An 18,154-nucleotide genomic window follows, 5' to 3' on the forward strand; every position below is an offset into this window, starting at 1 on the left:
CCCCATGAGCGTGTGGGACGACCTGGTGGGGCAGGAGCGGGTGAGCGAGCAGCTGGGCGCCGCCGCCCGGGACGCCGACGCGCTGGTGACCGCGGTCGCGACGGACACGCCGCCTCCGGAGTCGTCGAAGATGACGCACGCCTGGCTGTTCACGGGCCCGCCGGGCTCCGGGCGAGCCACCGCCGCACGGGCCTTCGCCGCCGCCCTGCAGTGCACCAGCCCGGACCGCGCGCTCGGCGGAGCCCCAGGCTGCGGGTTCTGCGACGGCTGCCACACCAGCCTGATCGGCACCCACGCCGACGTGGAAGTGGTCCGCACGGACATGCTCTCCATCGGCGTGAAGGAGACCCGCGAACTCGTCCGGCGCGCACAACTGTCGCCCGCCGTCGGCCGGTGGCAGGTCATCGTCCTGGAGGACGCCGACCGTCTCACCGAGGGCGCGGGAAACGTCCTCCTGAAGGCCATCGAAGAGCCTGCTCCCCGCACGGTGTGGCTGCTCTGCGCGCCCTCTCTGGAGGACGTGCTGCCGACCATCCGTTCGCGCTGCCGGCACCTGACGCTGCGTACGCCTCCCGTGGACGCGGTCGCCGACGTGCTCGTACGCAGGGACGGCATCGAGCCGGACGTGGCGGCGGTCGCGGCGCGCGCCACCCAAGGACACATCGACCGCGCGCGACGCCTTGCGACCGACCCACGCGCGCGGGAGCGCAGGAACGCCGTCCTGAAGCTGCCGCTGCGGGTGGAGGAGATCGGCGGCTGCCTCAAGGCCGCGCAGGAGCTGATCGACACGGCGACGGAGGACGCGAAGCAGGTCGCCGAGGAGGTCGACGTCAAGGAGACCGAGGAGCTGAAGGCGGCCCTCGGCGCGGCGCAGGGCGGCAGGATGCCGCGCGGCACGGCCGGTGCGATGAAGGAGTTGGAGGACAGGCAGAAGCGGCGCAGGACGCGTACGCAGCGCGACAGCCTCGACCTCGCGCTCACCGACCTGACCGCGCTCTACAGGGATGTGCTCGCCCTGCAGCTCGGTTCGCGGGTGGCCATCGCCAACACCGAGGTCCAGGACATGCTGCAGCGCCTGGCCCTGGCCGCCGCGCCCGAGGCCACGCTCCGCCGCATCGAGGCGATCAGTGCCTGCCGCACCGCCCTCGACCGCAATGTGGCACCGCTGCTCGCGGTCGAGGCGATGACGATGGCGCTGCGGGCGGGCTGAGCGACGGCCGAGGGCCCGCCCCGGCCGAGGGCCCGCCCCGGCTGAGGTCCGGCGGCGCGTGCTGACACGTGCCGGCGTGCGTCTACGCGTGCCGACGTGCGTCTACGCGTGCCGACTTCACCCGTACGAGCGCGTTGTGTGACCGCTCGCACGCGGAGAGTTACCCTCGCGAGATGGACATCAGTAGTCGCGGTCGCAGCGGTCGCCTCCGCAACAGTCGCAGCAGCCGTCATCTCCCCTTCCGCACGGGCGGCATCCTGCTCGTGGCGGCGGGGCTGCTCATCTCCGGCTGCTCGAACGGGAGTTCACCGGCGGACGCCTCCCTGGCATCGCTGTCCCGCTCGACACCGGCGGAACTCTCCCCGTACTACGGGCAGAAACTGAGCTGGCGCGACTGCGGTGCGCCCGGGTTCCAGTGCGCGTCGATGAAGGTCCCGCTCGACTACGCGAAGCCCGCGGCGGGCGACATCCAGCTGGCGGTCTCCCGCAAGCAGGCCACGAAGAAGAAGGGCCGGCTCGGTTCGCTCCTGGTCAATCCGGGCGGGCCCGGCGGCTCGGCGATCGGGTACCTCCAGTCGTACGCGGCCCTCGGCTACCCCGCGGAGGTCCGGGCCCGCTACGACATGGTGGCCGTCGACCCGCGCGGCGTCGCCCGCAGCGAGCCCGTGACCTGTCTCGAGGGCGAGCGCATGGACGCGTACACGCAGACCGACGTCACCCCCGACGACCGACGCGAGACCGACGACCTGCGCACCTCCTTCCAGTCGTTCGCGTCCGGCTGCAAGGAGCGGTCGGCGAAGGTCCTGCCCCACGTCTCCACGGTCGAGGCGGCCCGCGACATGGACGTCCTGCGGGCGATTCTCGGCGACGGGAAGCTGACGTACGTAGGCGCCTCGTACGGGACGTTCCTCGGTGCGACGTACGCCGAGCTGTACCCCCAGCGCGTGGGCCGGCTGGTCCTGGACGGCGCGATGGACCCGTCGCTGCCCGCGCGCCGCATGAACCGCGACCAGACCGCGGGCTTCGAGACGGCGTTCCGTTCCTTCGCGAAGGGCTGCGCGTCGAGGGGCGAGGAGTGCCCCCTGGGCGCGGGGAGCCCCGAGGACGCGGGAAAGCGCCTCAAGACGTTCTTCGGCGAACTGGACCGGCGGCCGCTGCCCATCGGGGGGAGCGGCGGCAGGCGGCTCGGCGAGGCGCTCGCCACGACGGGTGTGATCGCGGCGATGTACGACGAGGCGGGCTGGCCCCAGCTGCGGGACGCGCTCACCTCGGCGATGAAGAACAAGGACGGCTCGGGCCTGCTCGCCCTCTCCGACGGCTACTACGAACGGGACGGCGACGGAAAGTACGCGAACCTCATGTTCGCGAACGCGGCCGTGAACTGCCTGGACCTCCCGCCCGCCTTCGCCTCCCCCGCCGAGGTGCAGAAGGGCCTCCCGTCGTTCAAGGAGGCCTCCCCGGTCTTCGGCGAGGGCCTCGCCTGGTCCTCGCTGAACTGCGCGTACTGGCCGGTGCGTGCCACGGGCGAGGCGCACCGCATCGAGGCGAAGGGCGCGGCGCCGATCCTGGTCGCCGGCACGACCCGCGACCCGGCGACCCCCTACCGCTGGGCCCGGGCCCTCGCCTCCCAGCTCTCCTCCGGCCGCCTCCTCACCTACGAGGGCGACGGCCACACGGCGTACGGCCGCGGCAGCGAGTGCGTCGACTCGACGATCAACGCCTACCTCCTGGAGGGCACCGTCCCCAAGGACGGAAAGCGCTGCTCATAGCCTGCTCGTAGCCGTTCGAAGGGGGTGTGCGGAGCACCCTCAAAAACTGTGTAGACTTGGCCGCGTTGCTGATCGCACCATGGTGCGGACGGCGCGCCGCCTTAGCTCAGATGGCCAGAGCAACGCACTCGTAATGCGTAGGTCTCGGGTTCGAATCCCGAAGGCGGCTCATCTGGAACCCCAGGTCAGACTCTTCTGGCCTGGGGTTTTCTGCGTTCGGTGGTGGTTGTCAGGGGACTGGCTCCGGCGTGGGGGACGACGGGGGTGGTGTCGGGTGGGAGAAGGCGTTGTGGCAGTGGTGGAGCAGTTGGCGTAGGGCCGGGTTGTCCGTGGTGGGCCAGGTCAGGGAGAGGACCGGCTCCGTGTGGATGTCCGTGATGGTGCGGGTCGTCAGGTGCGGGCGGTGCGGGGCCACCAGGGACTCGGAGAGGATCGCCACGCCCAGGCCGCGGATCGCCAGGTCCGCGATCGCGCTGGGCGCGGCGGCCTGGAACGCGATCTCCACGTGGACTCCCGCCGCCGCGCACGCGTCGTCGAAGACCTTCCGCACTCCGGCGCCCGTCGGGAGGCTCACCACCGAGTGCCGGGCCAGGTCCGCGAGGGTCACCTCCGGTCTGTCGCACAGGGGGTGGCCGATGGGCATCGCTGCGACCAGGGGCTCGCGGATGATCTCGTATGCCTCCAGGCCCGGGGGTGGCGTGCCGGAGGTGCTGACCAGGGCGAGGTCGGCGGTGCCCGCGCGCAGTCGTTCCAGGAGGCGGTCGGAGGTGTCCTCGAGCAGGGTGATCTCCACGCCGGGATGCTGGTGGTGGAAGGCGGACAGGGCGTCGAAGAGCGGGGTGACCGTGCACGCCGTCACCATGCCGACCACGAGTCTGCCGCGTATCAGGTCGTTCACCTCGTCCACCGCCTGCCGCACGGCGTCCACGGCGGCCAGGGCCGAGCGGGCGTGGCGCAGTGCGGCACGGCCGGCCGCGGTGAGTCTGGTGTTGCGGCCCGAGCGGTGGAACAGGGGTGCGCCGAGGTCGTGCTCCAACTGCCGGATCTGGGAGCTCACTCCGGACTGGCTGATGTGTACGCGCTCCGCGGCGCGCGTGAAGTTCTCCTCCTCGGCCACCGCCACGAAGTATTCGAGCTGCCTGAATTCCATGGCTCGCGATTCTAGGAATCGGCGCAGTCAGGCGTGTGGCTTCTGGTCGAATATCGCTTGAGGGGGAGGGGAGGGGAGGGGAGGGAGTAGGGGGAGGGGATTGGGGGCGGGGCGCCTACTAGATCTTTTGGTTCTGGTCGCTATGAACAAGAGGAGTTGGACTTGCTCAAACCCCGCGGACAAGCTGGTCAGAGCTGTGTATCCGCTCCGAACGAGAGGCTCCTTGTGTCCGCATACGAAAAGGCCCACCAGCCGGAAGACATCACGCGTCTGTTCGTCGAGCGCGCCAACAAGGGTGACGCGGCCGGCGTCGCGGAGCTCTACGCCGAGGACGCCGTCGTCGCCTACCCGCCCGGGCAGATCACTCAGGGGCGCGAGGCCATCCGCAAGCTGTGGGAGATGGCGATGACGGCCAACCCGAAGTTCGAGCCGGAGGAGTCGCTTCCGACTCTGCTCAACGGTGACATCGCGCTCACGTCCACCGCGCCGAAGGACGGCGCGGGCGCGCGGGCCCAGGTCGTGCGCCGCCAGCCCGACGGTTCGTGGCTGCGCATCCTCGACCAGCCCGAGTTCGTCCAGCCCAAGTAATCCGCGGTTACGGCGGCCACGGGGTGGGGAGCGATCGTCCATGGTCGAGAAAGTGCTGACAGCCGAGGAGGTCGCCGCCCGGCACGGGCTGCGACCGCTCCCCGTGGAAGGCGGGCTGTACCGGCGGACCTGGGCGGGGCCGCCCGACGCGGACGGGCGCCCCGCGGGCTCGGCGATCATCGTGCTCCTGACCACCGCCCCCGGCGACTTCTCCGCCCTGCACCGCCTGCCCACCGACGAGGTCTGGCACTTCTACGAGGGTGACGCCCTGGAGCTGCTGCTCCTCGCCCCCGACGGCACCGACCGCACGGCCGTACTGGGGCCCGGGGGCCACGTGCAGCTGGTCGTCCCCGCGGGCACGTGGATGGGCGCGCATGTCCCGGCCGCCGGGGGGCGGCACGGCTGGGCGCTGTTCGGGACGACCATGGCACCCGGCTTCGTCGAGGAGGATTACGAGGGCGGGGACGCGGAGGAGTTGAGCGCGCGGTATCCGGGGCGGGCCGGACTCATCCGGGAGCTGTGCCGGGCGGGGGAGCCGCTGCGGATGCCGTCGGAGGACAGGGAGGCTGGACATGGGGAGACCGGACATGGGGAGGCCGGACATGGTGGGTGAGGCGGGGTCCCTGCGGGACGAGTCGCTGCCCGGGCTGGGCGGCCGGGTCGCTCTGGTCACCGGGGCCAGCGGGGGAATCGGCGCCGGGATCGCCCGGCGGTTCGCGCAGGCGGGTGCGGCGGTCGTCGTGCACTACCGGCGCGGCAAGGAACGGGCCGAGGAGGTGGCCGGGGGAATCGTCGCGGCGGGGGGTGACGCCGTCGCCGTACCGGCGGACCTGACGCGGGAGGACGAGTGCCACCGTCTGGTCGAGGAGGCGCGGGCCTGGCGGGGGCGGCTCGACGCGCTGGTCAACAATGCCGGGATCCAGCCCTTGCAGGAGCTGGCCGGCATGACGGCGGCGGACTGGCGGGAGCTGTCCGAGGCGAACGTGACCAGTGCGTTCTGCTGCACGCAGGCCGCCGCGGAGGTCATGGCCGGGCAGGACGGCGGCGGTACGGTCACGCAGATCGCCTCCATCGAGGGCTCGCACCCCGCCCCCGGTCACGCGCACTACAGCGCGTCCAAAGCCGCCCTGATCATGTTCGCCCGCTCGGCCGCCCTGGAATACGGGCCGCGCGGCATCCGCGTCAACAGCGTCTCGCCGGGCCTCATCGACCGGCCGGGGCTCGCCGGGGACTGGCCCGAGGGCGTGGAGCGGTGGGGCCGCGCGGCGCCGCTCGGCAGGCTCGGCACGCCCGAGGACATCGGCAGCGCGTGCGTGTTCCTCGCCTCGGACGCGGCGTCCTGGATCACCGGAACGGATCTGGTGGTGGACGGTGGGGTGGGGGCGCGGCCTACCTGGTAGTGCCGTGTCGTGCAGTGCAGTGGCGTGTCGTGTTGTGCCGGGGCATGCCGTGGCGTGTCGTGCTGTGCTGTGCCGGGTCGTGTTCCGTACTTCTTGAGGTGCGTTTCGATGTACGTCTTGAGGTTGATGGGGGGTACGACCTCTGTCTTTCGGTGGGGGCGGAGGTTCGTTCTCGGGCCGTACGAAATCGGGGGCTCGGGGTCGAACACTGGTGGCATGTCCCCGCACCCATCCATAAGCAGGAAGAAGGCCGGCGTCGTCGTTCTCACCGCGGCCGGTTGTCTGGCCGCGGTCGGCGCTGTCGCCGTTGCGGCGCCCGCGTTCAAGGACAGCGCGCTGATGCCGGACGCGGTGAGCGAGCACGTCTTCAAAGAGAAGACGAAGTCTTTTCCGACGGCGGCGGACGCACCGGCGCCCGGAATCCCGTCGAAGAAGGGTGATCGGGCGTTCGTGCTGCCCGCGTGGATCCCGAAGGACGCCAAGAACGTCAAGGTGAAGGTGAAGACGAACGGCGAAGCAGCCAAGCTGATCCGCTTCACCGTGACCGGGGCCGGGGCTGGGGCTGGGGCCTGGGCCGGGGCCGGGTTGGACGGCGGCAAGGGGTGCGGTGGCGAGGAGGGGGCCGGGGGTGCGGCGCGGGACCTGGTCGGTGAACCGCGGCTCGACGCGTCGTGGTGGCCGGACCGGACTCCGCGCGACGCCCGCGAGGAGTGCGGGGACCGCTACCGGTACCGAGTCGCGGTCCAGGGCGACACGGCGTACGCCTGGACGAACGGGGAGCTCTCGTCGGGCGGGCGGAGGCGGTAGGCGGTGGGTGGGGGGGGCGGTGGGCGGTGTGGCCCGTAAGGCTTGGTGGAGTCCAGTGAGGCCCGGAGCAGCCTGGCAGCAACTTGTGAGGATCCTGTCAGGCCGCCGTCGCGATCCCATTTGCCCCACCGGAATCCGTCGGGCGGTGCCTATCCTCAACGCCATGTGCGCTTTTGTCCTGGTCGCGGAGGATGACGAGAAGCAGGCCGAGCTGGTCCGCCGCTATCTGGAACGCGAGGGCCACGAGGTCGCCGTCGTCCACGACGGGTCCGCCGCTCTCGCCGAGGTGCGGCGCAGGCTGCCGGACCTGTTGATCCTCGACGTGATGATGCCGGGCACCGACGGCCTGGCGGTCACCCGTTTCCTCCGGGACGGGAACAGTCCTGGCGAGCTGACCCGCCTCCCGGTCCTGATGCTGACCGCCCGCACCACCGAGGACGACCTCCTCATGGGCCTCGACACGGGCGCCGATGACTACCTGACCAAGCCGTACAGTCCCCGCGAGCTCATGGCTCGGGTCCGGACACTGCTGCGCCGCGCGGGCGGCATCCACCCGCCGCTGCCCGACACCGACCGGCGGATCCTGCGGGTCGGCGGTCTCGTCGTCGACCCGCTGCGGCACGAGGTGACGGTCGACGGGCGGCACGTCGACTGCACGCCCGGCGAGTTCGACCTGCTCTCTGCCCTGGCGGAGGAGCCGGACCGGGTCTTCACGCGACCGCAGCTCCTCGACCGGATCCACGGGTCGTCGGGCTACATATCCGCGCGCACGGTCGACGTGCACGTGCTGAACCTCCGCAAGAAGATCGAGTCCGACCCCCGGCGTCCCGACCGCCTTCTGACGGTGTTCGGGGTGGGGTACAAGTTGACGGGGACGGGGACGGGGACGGGGACGGGGACGGGGACGGGGACGGGGACGGGGACGGGGACGGGGACGGGGACGGGGACGGGGACGGGGGCGGCGACGGGTATGGGGGCGGGTGTGCGTACGGGCGTAGACGTCGACGCCGGTTCGGGCGCGGGCGCGGGGGCGACGCGTGGCGCGTGACGTCCCGCTGCGCAAGAGCCTGCTGGCCCGGCTGCTCGCCGTATCCGTGCTGGTCTCCATCGGCTCCATCGCCGCCACCGCGTGGCTCGCCGCGCAGACCACGTCCGGCGCGCTGCGGCAGGAGCAGGGGCAGGTGCTCGCCGACGACGCCCGTATCTACGACAAGCTCCTCGGTGTCGGCGCGACCTCCCCGGAGTGGCGGGGCGCCGACGAGGCCGTCCGTGAACTGTCCCGGCAGACCGGGCGCCGTATCGCCCTCACCACGCAGGAACGCAAAGTGATCGCGGACTCGGCGGCGCCGAGGAGGGGTGGCCCCGGTGCCGCCAAGGGCGGGGGGTCCGGGAGTCCCACTTCCACCGCCAAGAGCAATGCCGGGCACCAGTCCAAGGACAAGTCCAAGGACGACGCCAAGGACGACGCCAAGGACAAGATCAGGGACAAGACCGAGGACGACGCCAAGGACGCCCCCGAGTCCGATGCCAAGTCCGCCGCCCCTCTCCCCCCGACCGCCTCCGCCGTTCTCGATCCGCTCTCCGTCGACACCACGCTCACCCCTGGACTCACGGACGAGACAGCGGCGGACGAGGACACCGCCGGCGCCGCCGACCGCATCGACCCGCGGGCGGTCGGCCCGTACCGGCTCACCAAGGCGGAACGTACGCGCCTGAAAGACGCCGCCGACCGGCGCGCGGCCTGTCTGGCGGACCTCGGCATGACTCCTCAGGTCGTCGTCGGACCCGGCGGCCGGCCCACCGTCCGCGTCGACCACGACCCGGGCGAGTTCCTGCGGTCCCAGTGCCGTACGCCTCCCCTGGAGATGCCCACCGAGACCGAGCAGAAGGCCCTCAAGAAGCTCAACGCCCTGACCGGCGCCTGTCTGAAGCGGCAGGGCCTCGACCCCGTCCCGGTCGGCCTCGACCTGGAGGGGCGGGGCGGTCCGAAGCCGGTCGCCGCCTCCGTACCGACGATGGCGGCGGCGGAGCGCGACGTACCCGAAGTACCCGATGAACCCGGCGGGCCCGACGGTGCTGTCTGGCCCAGTGACGAGCGCACGGCGGTCCGCCCGAACGCCGGGTCGGTCGGGCCGGAGTCCACCACGGCCGCCACCGCGTCCTGTGTCGACACGGCGCGCCGTGAGCAGCTCGGCCCCTACGTCTCGTCGCCCGCGCTCCTCTTCATCACCAGCTCCGACGGCACCCGGAGCGCCCCCGCCTTCAGCCTCTCCCGCGCCAACACCATCCGTCTGGCCGGACTCGCCGCGGCCGTACTCGCCGTCACGGTCGCCGTCACCGCGCTGGCCGCGACCCGGCTGACCCGGCCGCTGCGCGCGCTCACCACCGCGACGCGGCGCATGAAGACGGGGGAGTCGAGCGAGCCGGTCCCCGCGCGGGTCACGCGTTCCGCGGGTGAGATCAGCCAACTGGCCGCCGCGTTCAACGACATGGCGGCCCACCGCAAGGCGCTGGAGGAACAGCGGAAGGCGATGGTCAGCGACGTGGCGCACGAACTGCGCACGCCGCTGTCCAACATCCGCGGCTGGCTGGAGGCGGCGGAGGACGGGATCGTCGACACCGACCCCGAACTGGTGACCTCGCTCCTCGAAGAGGCGCTGCTGCTCCAGCACATCGTCGACGACCTCCAGGACCTGGCGGCCGCGGACGCCGGTACGCTCCGGCTGCACCGTGAGCCGGTGCGGGCCGCCGAGATCGCCGACCAGGTGGCCGCGGCGCACCAGGCGCACGCGGACGGAGCGGGGGTGCGGCTCAGGGCCACCGCGTTCGGCGACCCGTGGGTGACGGCCGATCCGCTGCGGCTGCGGCAGGCGATCGGCAACCTCGTCTCCAACGCCGTCCGCCACACCCCCGAGGGCGGCAGCGTCCGCATCAGCTGCCGCACGACACCGGAGGCGGTGCTGATCGAGGTCGCCGACACCGGTACGGGGATCGCGCCCGCCGACCTGCCGCACGTCTTCGACCGCTTCTGGCGCGCGGACAAGTCACGGACGCGGGCGACGGGGGGCAGCGGGCTCGGTCTGTCGATCGTGCGGAAACTGGTGGAGGCGCACGACGGGGCGGTCTCGGCGCAGAGCGTTCCGGGCAAGGGCTCGCTGTTCACGGTGCGGCTGCCGGTGGGGTGAGGGCGTGCTCCCTGCCGGGGGTGCGATGTCCCGTGGGTCGGGGAGGGCGGTAGCAGCTCCGGCGGTCGGGTGGGGGAAAGCCCCCGGCGGCGGGGTGAGGGGAAACCCCGGCGGTCGGGTGAGGGGAAACCCCGGCGGTCGGGTGGGAGGAATCCCCGGCGGTCGGGTGGGGGAAACCCCGGCGGGTCGGCAGGGCGAAAGCCCCGGTCGCTCACCTCCGCGACCGGGGCTCTCTCTGCCCCCGGACCCGGCCGCGGCGGCGACACTCCCCCGAGTAACGCGCTCCGCGCGAGTACCGGCGGGCCAGGTCCGATGAAGAGATCACATCAGGCCACGCCAACAGATCGCTAACATGTGGCCAACGGTCCTGCGGTACGGCGCGACATGGCATGGGAGAAGGCGTTGAGCGAGCGGTGCGGACTGCGGTTCGGTCTGCTCGGGGCTCCCGCCGTGTACGACGCGGAGGGCGTGCCGCACGCCCTGCGCAGCGCGAAGGGGCGCGCGTTGCTGGCCGCGCTCCTGCTCGAACCCGACCGGGTCGTCTCCGTCGGCGCTCTCAAGGACGCCCTGTGGGGCGACTTCCCGCCTGCCTCGGCGCAGGCGTCCCTCCAGAACCATGTGACGCGGCTGCGCAGGCTCCTGGACGACCCGGGGCGGCTGCACGCGGTTCCGCCGGGGTACCGGTTGCGGGTCGGTGAGGGCGAGTTGGACGTACGGGTCTTCGAGCAACTCGTGGCACGGGCGCGGACGGCCCACGCGGAGCGGGACTGGGTGCGGGCGGCGGGGTGCGCCACGGATGCGCTCGCGCTGTGGCGGGGCACGCCGTTGAGCGGCCTGCCCGACTCGCTGGACGGCCACCCCCTCGTACCGCGCCTGGCAGAGGCACGTCTCCTTGCGTTGCAGTGGCGGTACGACGCGGAACTGGAACTCGGCACGGGGCTGAGCGCGTTGGCGCCCGAACTGGCGTCGCTGGTCGCGGAGTACCCCCTCCGCGAGGTCTTCCACCGCCAGCTGATGCTGGTGCTCCACCGCACGGGCCGCCAGGCGGAGGCCCTCGCCGTCCACCGCGAACTCCGCCGCAGACTGATCGAGGAACTCGGCACGGAGCCGGGGGAGGGGGTACGGGACGCGCATCGGGAGGTGTTGCGGGGGCGGGGGGTTCGGGCGGTGCGGTCGGTGCGGTCGGTGCCGCCGGGTCCGGCGTCGGCGCTCCCGGTGACCGGGGGGCGGTTGGGGTCGGGGTCGGGGGCTTCGGGGGTGGGGCCTGTCGTGTCGGGGTCTGTCGTGTCGGGGTCTGAGGGGGCGGGGTCTGCTGTGCCGATGCCCGTAGTGCCGGGGTCGGGGGTGCCAGCGTCTGGAGTGCAGGCGTCTTCTGTGCCGGGGTCTGAGGGGGCGGGGTCTGGGGTGCCGGCGTCTGGAGTGCGGGCGTCGTCCGTGTCGGGGTCTGCGGTTTCGGGGCCCGAGGTGCCGGGGGGTGCGGTTTCGGGGCCTGCTGTGCCGGCGTCGGGAGCGCCGGGGCCTGTCGCACCGGGTTCGGTGACGGCGTCGACGGGTGCTGTGCCGGTGCCCGGCGCGCCTGCTTCTGCCGCCCCGGAGGCTGATGGACCCGAGCGTGTCGTGCCGGGTTCGGCGGCTCCGGTGGATTCGGCGGCTTCGGCGGCTTCGATCAAGCCGGTGCCCGCCCAGGCGGGCGAGGAGCGCGGCGGGCCCTACGGGGCCCCAGGGCTCGGTGAGGCCACCGGGTCTGCGGCGTCCACCGGACCTACGGCAGTCTTCGACGCAACCGGGCTCACCGGGGGGACTGGGCCCATCGGGGACGCCGGAACCGCCGGGCAGGCCGGATCCACCGGACCAGTCGGAGCCGCCGGGGCCGCAGGGCCTGCCGGAGCTGCCGGAGTTGCCGGGGTGGCCGGATCCACCGGATCCACCGGGCCGACCGGAGCTGCCGGGCCGACCGGGTCTGCCGGGGTCGCCGGAGCGGCCGGGGCCGCAGGGCCTGCCGGAGTTGCCGGGCAGGCCGGAGCTGCCGGAGTTGCCGGGCAGGCTGGATCCGCCGGGCCGACCGGGTCTGCCGGGGTCGCCGAGGCCGCAGGGCCCGCCGGAGCTGCCGGAGTTGCCGGGCAGGCTGGATCCGCCCGGCCGACCGGGTCTGCCGGGGTCGCCGGGGCTGCAGGGCCTGCCGGAGCCGTCGGAGTTGCCGGGCAGGTCGGAACTGCCGGAGCGGCCGGGGAGGCCGTATCCGCCGGGCCGACCGGGTCTGCCGGGGTCGCCGAGGCCGCAGGGCCCGCCGGAGCTGCCGGAGTTGCCGGGCAGGCTGGATCCACCCGGCCGACCGGGTCTGCGGCGTCCACCGGACCTACGGCAGTCGTCGACGCAACCGGGCTCACCGGGGGGACTGGGCCCATCGGGGACGCCGGAACCGCCGGGCAGGCCGGATCCACCGGACCAGTCGGAGCGGCCGGGGCCGCAGGGCCTGCCGGAGTTGCCGGGCAGGTCGGAACTGCCGGAGCCGCCGGGGAGGCCGTATCCGCCGGGCCGACCGGGTCTGCCGGGGTCGCCGAGGCCGCAGGGCCTGCCGGAGCCGCCGGAGCCGCCGGGCAGGCCGTATCCGCCGGGCCGACCGGGCCGGTCGGAGCTGCCGGAGCTGCCGGGCCGACCGGGCCTGCCAGGGTCGCCGGACCTGCCGGATCCGCCGGACCTGCCGGATCCGCCGGACCTGCCGGATCCGCCGGGCCAACCGGATCTGCCGGAGCCGCCGCTTCGACCGGAGCCGTCGGACTCGTCAGCCCCGTCGGCCCCGCCGCTCCCGCCCAACTACCCCCCGCCCCCGCCCACTTCACCGGCCGCACCCGCGCCGTGCGGGAGTTGCGGCTGGTCCTCGGCGGAGGGGGGCGCGTCGCGGTCGTGTCCGGTATGGCCGGGGTCGGCAAAAGCGCGCTCGCCGTGCACGTCGCGCACGCGTTGCGCGCGGAGTTCCCGGACGGGCAGCTCTACGTCAACCTGCGCGGCGCCACCCCCGGCATGGCCCCGCTCACCCCGTCCCAGGCCCTCGCCGCGCTCCTGCGTGACCTCGGTGCCGAACCCCGGCACGCCCAGGACGGCACCGAAGACCCCGCCGCGGCAAGCGCGTTGCTGCGGTCGCTGCTCGCGCCCACCCGCACCCTCATGGTCCTCGACGACGCCGCCACGGCCGCGCAGGTGCGGCCCCTGCTGCCCGCGGGCGACGGATGCGCGGTCGTCGTCACCAGCCGCTCCCCGCTGACCGCACTCGACGGCGCGGAGCGCTTCCCGCTGGAGCCCCTCTCCGACGGGGACAGCGCCGCGCTCCTGCGCGCCGTCTCCGGTCGCGCCGGGCTCGACGCCGGGCACCCCCTCGTCGAGCTCGCGGGACGCCTCCCCCTCGCCCTGCGCATCGTCGCCGCCCGCCTCGCCGCCCGGCGCGCGCTCACCCCGGACGCCCTCGCCGAACTCCTCACCGTCAGCGGCGGCCGCCTGCACCACCTCGAGTACGACGACCTGAGCGTGCGCCGTTCCCTCGCCGTCGCCCTCGACGCCCTGCGGACCTCCGACCGCGAGGCCGACCGCGACGCGGCCCGCGCCCTCGTCCGGATCGGCGCGCTCGACCTCCCCACGTACGGAGTGCCGCTCCTGGCCCGCCTGTTGGGCACCGACGAACTGCGCGCGGGCGCGGCCCTCGACCGCCTCGTCGACGTCGCCCTCCTCGACGAGACGTCCTACGGCCGCTACACCCCGCACGACCTCGTACGCGACTTCGCGAGGGAGACAGCGGCGGGGACGGACAGAGGACCGGACAGAGGACCGGACAGAGGGATGGACCGAGGAACGGAGACGGGCCTCGTGGAGGAGGCGTTCCGCTGGTACGCCGAGTCCGCCCGCCGCACCCTCCTCGCCATCCTCCCGGAAGGCCTCGACCGCACCGACCGCCTCCGCGGCGTGGCAGCCCACCTTGCGCACCCCGGCCGGCCCGCCGCCGACGAGGGCCCGCCCCTCACCGCCGAGGCCGCCTTCGCCTGGGGCGACACCGAACTCGCCAACGTCCTCGCCCTCACCGAACGGCACCCCGCCCCCGCGGGACTGCTCCCCGTCCTGGTCCGCTGCCTCTTCCCGTACCTCCAGCGCCGCGGCCGCCTCACCGAACTGGCCGCACTCGGCACGCTCGCCCTCGACGCCGCCCGCCGCCAGGGCGACACCGCCGCCGAGGCGCAGGCCCTCACCGACCTGGCGGGCGTGCACTTCATGTCCGGCCGCAGCAGCGAGGCCCTCGCCCTGAACGACGAGGCCCTCACCCTCTGGCGCACACTCGGCTACGTCTCCTGCGTACGCCGCGGCCTCAACAACCGCGGCCTCCTCCTCGAAGGCCTCGGCCGGCACGCCGAGTCCGCCGCCTCCCTCAACCAGAGCCTGAACCTCGCCAGGGAACTCGGCGACCCGCTCAGCGAGGCGATCACCCTCAGCCATCTCGGCAACCTGTACGAGCACACGGACGCCCGCGCCGCCATCGCCCACCACGAACGCAGCCTCGCCATCGGCGACACCCTCGGGCACGCCGTCGTACGGCAGTCCGCCCACTGCAACATCGGCTACGCCCACCTCACCCTCGGCGAACCCGCCGCCGCCCTCGGCCACTTCGAGGAGAGCCTGCGCCTGCACGGCGAGTACGAGGACTGGCACGGCGCGTCCCAGGCCCGCCTCGGCCTGGTCCGCGCCCTGCGCGGACTCTCCCGCACCGCGGACGCGACACGTGAGTGCGGCGCGCTGCTCGACCGCGCCGAACACCGCGGAGACACCCACATGACGGGCCTGGCCCGGCACCAGCGCGGGCTCCTCCTCCGGGCGGAGGGGCGCGAGCGGGAGGCGTACGAGCAGTGGCGGGCGGCGCTGGCGGCGCTGGACGGCACGGACAGCAAGGTGGCGGACGAACTCAGGACGCTGCTGACCCCGTAGCGCCCGCCGCTCTCGACGCCACTTCGCGTCCGCACAGCTCTCCGCCCAGCTCTCGACGTCATTCCGCGTCCGCCGAGCACTCCGCCCAGCTCTCGACGTCACTCCGCGTCCGCGCGGCGCTCAGCCGAGCTCTCCGCCCACCTCTCGACGTCACTTCGCGTCCGCGTAGCACTCCACGATCGCCGTGGTGAACGGGAAGCGGACCGGCGTCTCCCCGAACGCGATCCGGCCCGCGAGATCCCCCGCCTCGCGCACGGCGAGCGACACCGTCTCCGCCTCCTCGGCGGGACAGTGCACGATGACCTCGTCGTGCTGGAAGAACACGAGCTCGGCCCGCAGCCCGCCCTCCGCGATCGTCCGCCGCAGGGCGGCCAGCATCAGCAGCGCCCAGTCCGCCGCGCTGCCCTGCACGACGAAGTTGCGCGTAAAGCGGCCCCGCGCGCGGGCGTTGGTCGAGGCGTACCCGGGAACGAACTCCCCGTCGCCGGACCCGAGTCCGCTGCTACCGCTACCGCTACCGCTACCGCTACCGCTACCGCTGCTGCTACCGCTACCCGGAACGTCTTCCTGCGGGATGCCCGCCTCGTCGTCCTCGCCCGCGCCCGCCGCCGGGGGACTCGTCCGGCCCAGCCACGTCCGTACGAGCCGGCCCTCCTGGCCCGCTTTCGCCGCGTCGTCGACGTACGCCACGGCCAGCGGGAAGCGGCGGCGCAGCGCGGCGAGGTTCTTCAGGCCGTCGCCCGACGTCTGGCCGTACACCGCGCCCAGCAGCGCGATCTTCGCGTGGTCACGGTCGCCGGAGAAGGCGCGGTCCGACAGGCGCGTGTACAGGTCCTCCTCGCTGCCCGCCACCTCCATCAGGCCCCGGTCACGCGAGATCGCGGCGAGGACCCTCGGCTCCATCTGGTCGGCGTCGGCCACGACGAGCCGCCAGCCCGGGTCGGCGACGACGGCCCTGCGGATGACCTTGGGGATCTGCAGCGCCCCGCCGCCGTTGGTCGTCCAGCGGCCGCTGACGGAGCCGCCCGGGGTGTACTCGGGGCGGAAGCGTCCGTCGTGCACCCAGTCCTGGAGCCAGCTCCAGCCGTGGGCCGTCCAGATCCGGTACAGCTTCTTGTACTCGATCAGGGGCTTCACCGCCGGGTGGTCGAGCCCCTCCAGCTCCCAGCGCCGCGTCGACTTCACCCTGATGCCGGCCTGCGCGAAGGCCTTCACCACGTCGGCGGCCAGGTCGGGGCGGACGCGGCGGCCGAACGCGGCGGACACGTCGTCGGCGAGCTCGGCGAGGCGGCGGGGTTCGCCCCGGCCCGCGTACCGCTCGCCGAGCAGTTCGTTCAGGAGCTCCCGGTGGACGTCGGCACGCCAGGGCAGCCCCGCGGCGTTCATCTCGGCGGCCACCAGCATGCCCGCGGACTCCGACGCGGTGAGGAGCCGCATCCGGCCGGGGTGGGCGGTGGCGTCGTGTCTTCGCTGCTGCTCGGCGTGGATCTCGACGAGGTCGTCGACCGTGACGGGGGCGCCGCCGGGGCGCGGCTCGAAGAGGGAGTCCTGCGTGCCGGGCTCGGCGGCGCGGGGCGGGGGGTCCGGGGGTACGGGGGTGTGGCGGAGCCGGGCGAGCGCGGCGGCCGCGGAACGGGGCTCGCCGAGGCGGCCCTCGTGGCCGAGGAGGAGAAGTTCGGCGGCCTCGATGTCGTAGCAGCGGGTGACGCGGACGCCGGCGGCGAGGAGGCGGGGGTAGATCTCGGCGGTGGACCGCCAGACCCACCGGTCGACGTCCGGGCGCGAGCGGACGGCTTCGGCGAGGTCGGGCTCGCGGACGGCACGGCTCGCGGGCAGCCCGTCGCTTCCGAGGGGGACGAGCTCCGCGCCTCCCCCTTCCCCCACAGCGACAACCCACCGCTGACCAGCCATACGCCGAGTCTCGCACCCGCCACTGACATCGCCCGGCCGGTGGGCCGAGCTGCGCAGCGGTGGCCCGCCCCCGTTCGTCACCCCCCCGTTCGTCGGACCCGTTCGTCGGACCCGTTCGTCGCCCCCCGTTCGTCGGACCCATTCGGCGGACCCGTTCGCAGGGCCGTCGGACCCATTCGCAGGACCCATTCGCGGGACCCATTCGCAGGACCCGTCCGGAGGACCTCCGCATGCGGGTGCCGCACACCGCTGCGAAGCTCGGTCCATGCGAGTCGCGCTGGCACAGACCGACTGCGCTCTGGGAGACGTCGGCCGGAACCTGGACACCGCACGGGACCACATCGCCCAGGCCGCGACCCAGGGCGCGGACCTCGTCGTCTTCCCGGAGCTGAGCCTGCACGGCTACCACCTGGGCGGCCTGGCGAAGGACACGTCGATCACGACGGACGACCCGCGCCTGCTCGCCCTCGCCGCTCCCGACGGCCCGGACGTCCTGGTCGGCCTCCACGAGCACACCAGCCTGCGCGCGTACAACACCGCTGCGTACTACACGGGCGGCGGCCTCCTCCACGGACACCGGAAGCTGTACCTCCCCAACTACCTGGCGTGGGAGGAACGCAAGCACGTCAGCCCGGGCCAGCACCTGCGCGCGTACGACCTCCCGGGCGGGCACGGCCGCGCCGCCACCCTCATCTGCAACGACGCCTGGCAGCCCGTGCTGCCGTGGCTCGCCGTGCAGGACGGCGCCGAGGTCATCGTCGTACCGACGAACAGCGCGGCGAGCCTGGACCCGGAGGCGATGGATACCGGCCTGTACTGGGACACACTGCTCTCGTACACCGCCCGCATGCTCCAGTGCTGGGTCGTCTTCGTGAACCGCGTCGGCAACGAGAACGGCGCCTCCTTCTGGGGCGGCTCCCGCGTCGTCGACCCGCGCGGCACGGTCGTCGCGCAGGCGCCGAAGTGGGAGCCGGGACTGGTGACGGTCGACATCGACGTGCACGAGGCGCGCAGACAGCGCCGCGCCGTACCGCTCGTCGCCGAGGCGCGGCTCGGCCTGGTGGACCGTGAGGTGCGGCGCCTCATCGACGAGGGCGGCGACAGCTGAGGCGTGGCGGCAGCGGATTCATCCACAGCCTGTGGACGAAGTGGATGAAGTGAAGGGAGCG

General features: G+C 73.4%; 11 protein-coding genes, 1 tRNA gene and 2 pseudogenes. 12 read left to right on the forward strand and 2 right to left on the reverse strand.

Annotated elements, in window-relative coordinates; genetic code table 11:
• Positions 1-4: 4 nt before the first annotated feature.
• From AC07DO_RS14255 to AC07DO_RS14265, 3 genes are all read left to right on the forward strand, one after another.
• Positions 5-1,210: a DNA polymerase III subunit delta' gene (locus AC07DO_RS14255; RefSeq protein ID WP_479059539.1), complete on the forward strand. Its 1,206-nt coding sequence runs from the start codon at positions 5-7 to the stop codon at positions 1,208-1,210.
• Positions 1,211-1,383: 173 nt separating this feature from the next.
• Positions 1,384-2,979, forward strand: coding sequence for an alpha/beta hydrolase (locus AC07DO_RS14260; protein WP_479059541.1), 1,596 nt, complete (start codon positions 1,384-1,386; stop codon positions 2,977-2,979).
• A gap of 95 nt (positions 2,980-3,074) precedes the next feature.
• Positions 3,075-3,148, forward strand: a tRNA-Thr gene (locus tag AC07DO_RS14265).
• 60 nt (positions 3,149-3,208) lie between these two features.
• Here the strand turns inward: AC07DO_RS14265 and AC07DO_RS14270 are convergent.
• Positions 3,209-4,129 carry a LysR family transcriptional regulator gene (locus AC07DO_RS14270; RefSeq protein WP_479059543.1) on the reverse strand — a complete coding sequence of 307 codons (921 nt, stop codon included), beginning with the start codon at positions 4,127-4,129 and terminating at the stop codon, positions 3,209-3,211.
• 225 nt (positions 4,130-4,354) lie between these two features.
• Here AC07DO_RS14270 and AC07DO_RS14275 point away from each other — a divergent pair, with 225 nt between their 5' ends.
• The 8 genes and pseudogenes from AC07DO_RS14275 (at position 4,355) to AC07DO_RS14310 (ending at position 15,074) form a co-directional block, all read left to right on the forward strand.
• On the forward strand, positions 4,355-4,717 hold the full coding sequence (locus AC07DO_RS14275) for a YybH family protein (RefSeq protein ID WP_479059545.1): 363 nt from the start codon (positions 4,355-4,357) through the stop codon (positions 4,715-4,717).
• Positions 4,718-4,757: 40 nt separating this feature from the next.
• Positions 4,758-5,330: a cupin domain-containing protein gene (locus AC07DO_RS14280; RefSeq protein WP_479059547.1), complete on the forward strand. Its 573-nt coding sequence runs from the start codon at positions 4,758-4,760 to the stop codon at positions 5,328-5,330.
• Entirely contained in the window at positions 5,305-6,117 is an 813-nt protein-coding gene (locus AC07DO_RS14285) for an SDR family NAD(P)-dependent oxidoreductase (protein WP_479059549.1), read from the forward strand. Before AC07DO_RS14280 ends, AC07DO_RS14285 begins: the two co-directional genes overlap by 26 nt.
• A 216-nt stretch (positions 6,118-6,333) precedes the next feature.
• Entirely contained in the window at positions 6,334-6,924 is a 591-nt protein-coding gene (locus tag AC07DO_RS14290) for a hypothetical protein (protein WP_479059551.1), read from the forward strand.
• A 163-nt stretch (positions 6,925-7,087) separates the two neighbouring features.
• Positions 7,088-7,795, forward strand: a pseudogene (locus AC07DO_RS14295) (response regulator transcription factor); the annotation flags it as partial.
• Positions 7,796-7,961: 166 nt separating this feature from the next.
• Entirely contained in the window at positions 7,962-10,109 is a 2,148-nt protein-coding gene (locus AC07DO_RS14300; RefSeq protein ID WP_479059553.1) for a sensor histidine kinase, read from the forward strand.
• Positions 10,110-10,493: 384 nt separating this feature from the next.
• Positions 10,494-11,268 (forward strand): annotated as a pseudogene (locus AC07DO_RS14305) (AfsR/SARP family transcriptional regulator); the annotation flags it as partial.
• Between the two features lie 1,754 nt (positions 11,269-13,022).
• On the forward strand, positions 13,023-15,074 hold the full coding sequence (locus AC07DO_RS14310; RefSeq protein WP_479059745.1) for a tetratricopeptide repeat protein: 2,052 nt from the start codon (positions 13,023-13,025) through the stop codon (positions 15,072-15,074).
• A 150-nt stretch (positions 15,075-15,224) separates the two neighbouring features.
• On the opposite strand, the gene AC07DO_RS14315 is transcribed toward AC07DO_RS14310, so the two are convergent.
• Positions 15,225-16,985, reverse strand: a complete 1,761-nt coding sequence (locus tag AC07DO_RS14315) for a bifunctional 3'-5' exonuclease/DNA polymerase (RefSeq protein WP_479059554.1) — start codon at positions 16,983-16,985, stop codon at positions 15,225-15,227.
• Positions 16,986-17,250: 265 nt separating this feature from the next.
• On the opposite strand from AC07DO_RS14315, the gene AC07DO_RS14320 reads away from it, so the two are divergent.
• Positions 17,251-18,093, forward strand: a complete 843-nt coding sequence (locus AC07DO_RS14320) for a nitrilase-related carbon-nitrogen hydrolase (RefSeq protein ID WP_479059556.1) — start codon at positions 17,251-17,253, stop codon at positions 18,091-18,093.
• The last annotated feature ends 61 nt before the right edge of the window (positions 18,094-18,154 follow it).

The sequence above is a fragment of the Streptomyces sp. NPDC045678 genome, assembly GCF_056432085.1.

What these genes read in the sequence shown, in the direction of transcription:
- AC07DO_RS14255 (WP_479059539.1), top strand. Translation starts at nt 5, where the DNA reads ATGAGCGTGTGGGACGACCTGGTGGGGCAGGAGCGGGTGAGCGAGCAG.
- AC07DO_RS14260 (WP_479059541.1), top strand. Translation starts at nt 1,384, where the DNA reads ATGGACATCAGTAGTCGCGGTCGCAGCGGTCGCCTCCGCAACAGTCGC.
- AC07DO_RS14270 (WP_479059543.1), bottom strand. Translation starts at nt 4,129, where the DNA reads ATGGAATTCAGGCAGCTCGAATACTTCGTGGCGGTGGCCGAGGAGGAG.
- AC07DO_RS14280 (WP_479059547.1), top strand. Translation starts at nt 4,758, where the DNA reads ATGGTCGAGAAAGTGCTGACAGCCGAGGAGGTCGCCGCCCGGCACGGG.
- AC07DO_RS14285 (WP_479059549.1), top strand. Translation starts at nt 5,305, where the DNA reads ATGGGGAGGCCGGACATGGTGGGTGAGGCGGGGTCCCTGCGGGACGAG.
- AC07DO_RS14290 (WP_479059551.1), top strand. Translation starts at nt 6,334, where the DNA reads ATGTCCCCGCACCCATCCATAAGCAGGAAGAAGGCCGGCGTCGTCGTT.
- AC07DO_RS14310 (WP_479059745.1), top strand. Translation starts at nt 13,023, where the DNA reads ATGGCCGGGGTCGGCAAAAGCGCGCTCGCCGTGCACGTCGCGCACGCG.
- AC07DO_RS14315 (WP_479059554.1), bottom strand. Translation starts at nt 16,985, where the DNA reads ATGGCTGGTCAGCGGTGGGTTGTCGCTGTGGGGGAAGGGGGAGGCGCG.
- AC07DO_RS14320 (WP_479059556.1), top strand. Translation starts at nt 17,251, where the DNA reads ATGCGAGTCGCGCTGGCACAGACCGACTGCGCTCTGGGAGACGTCGGC.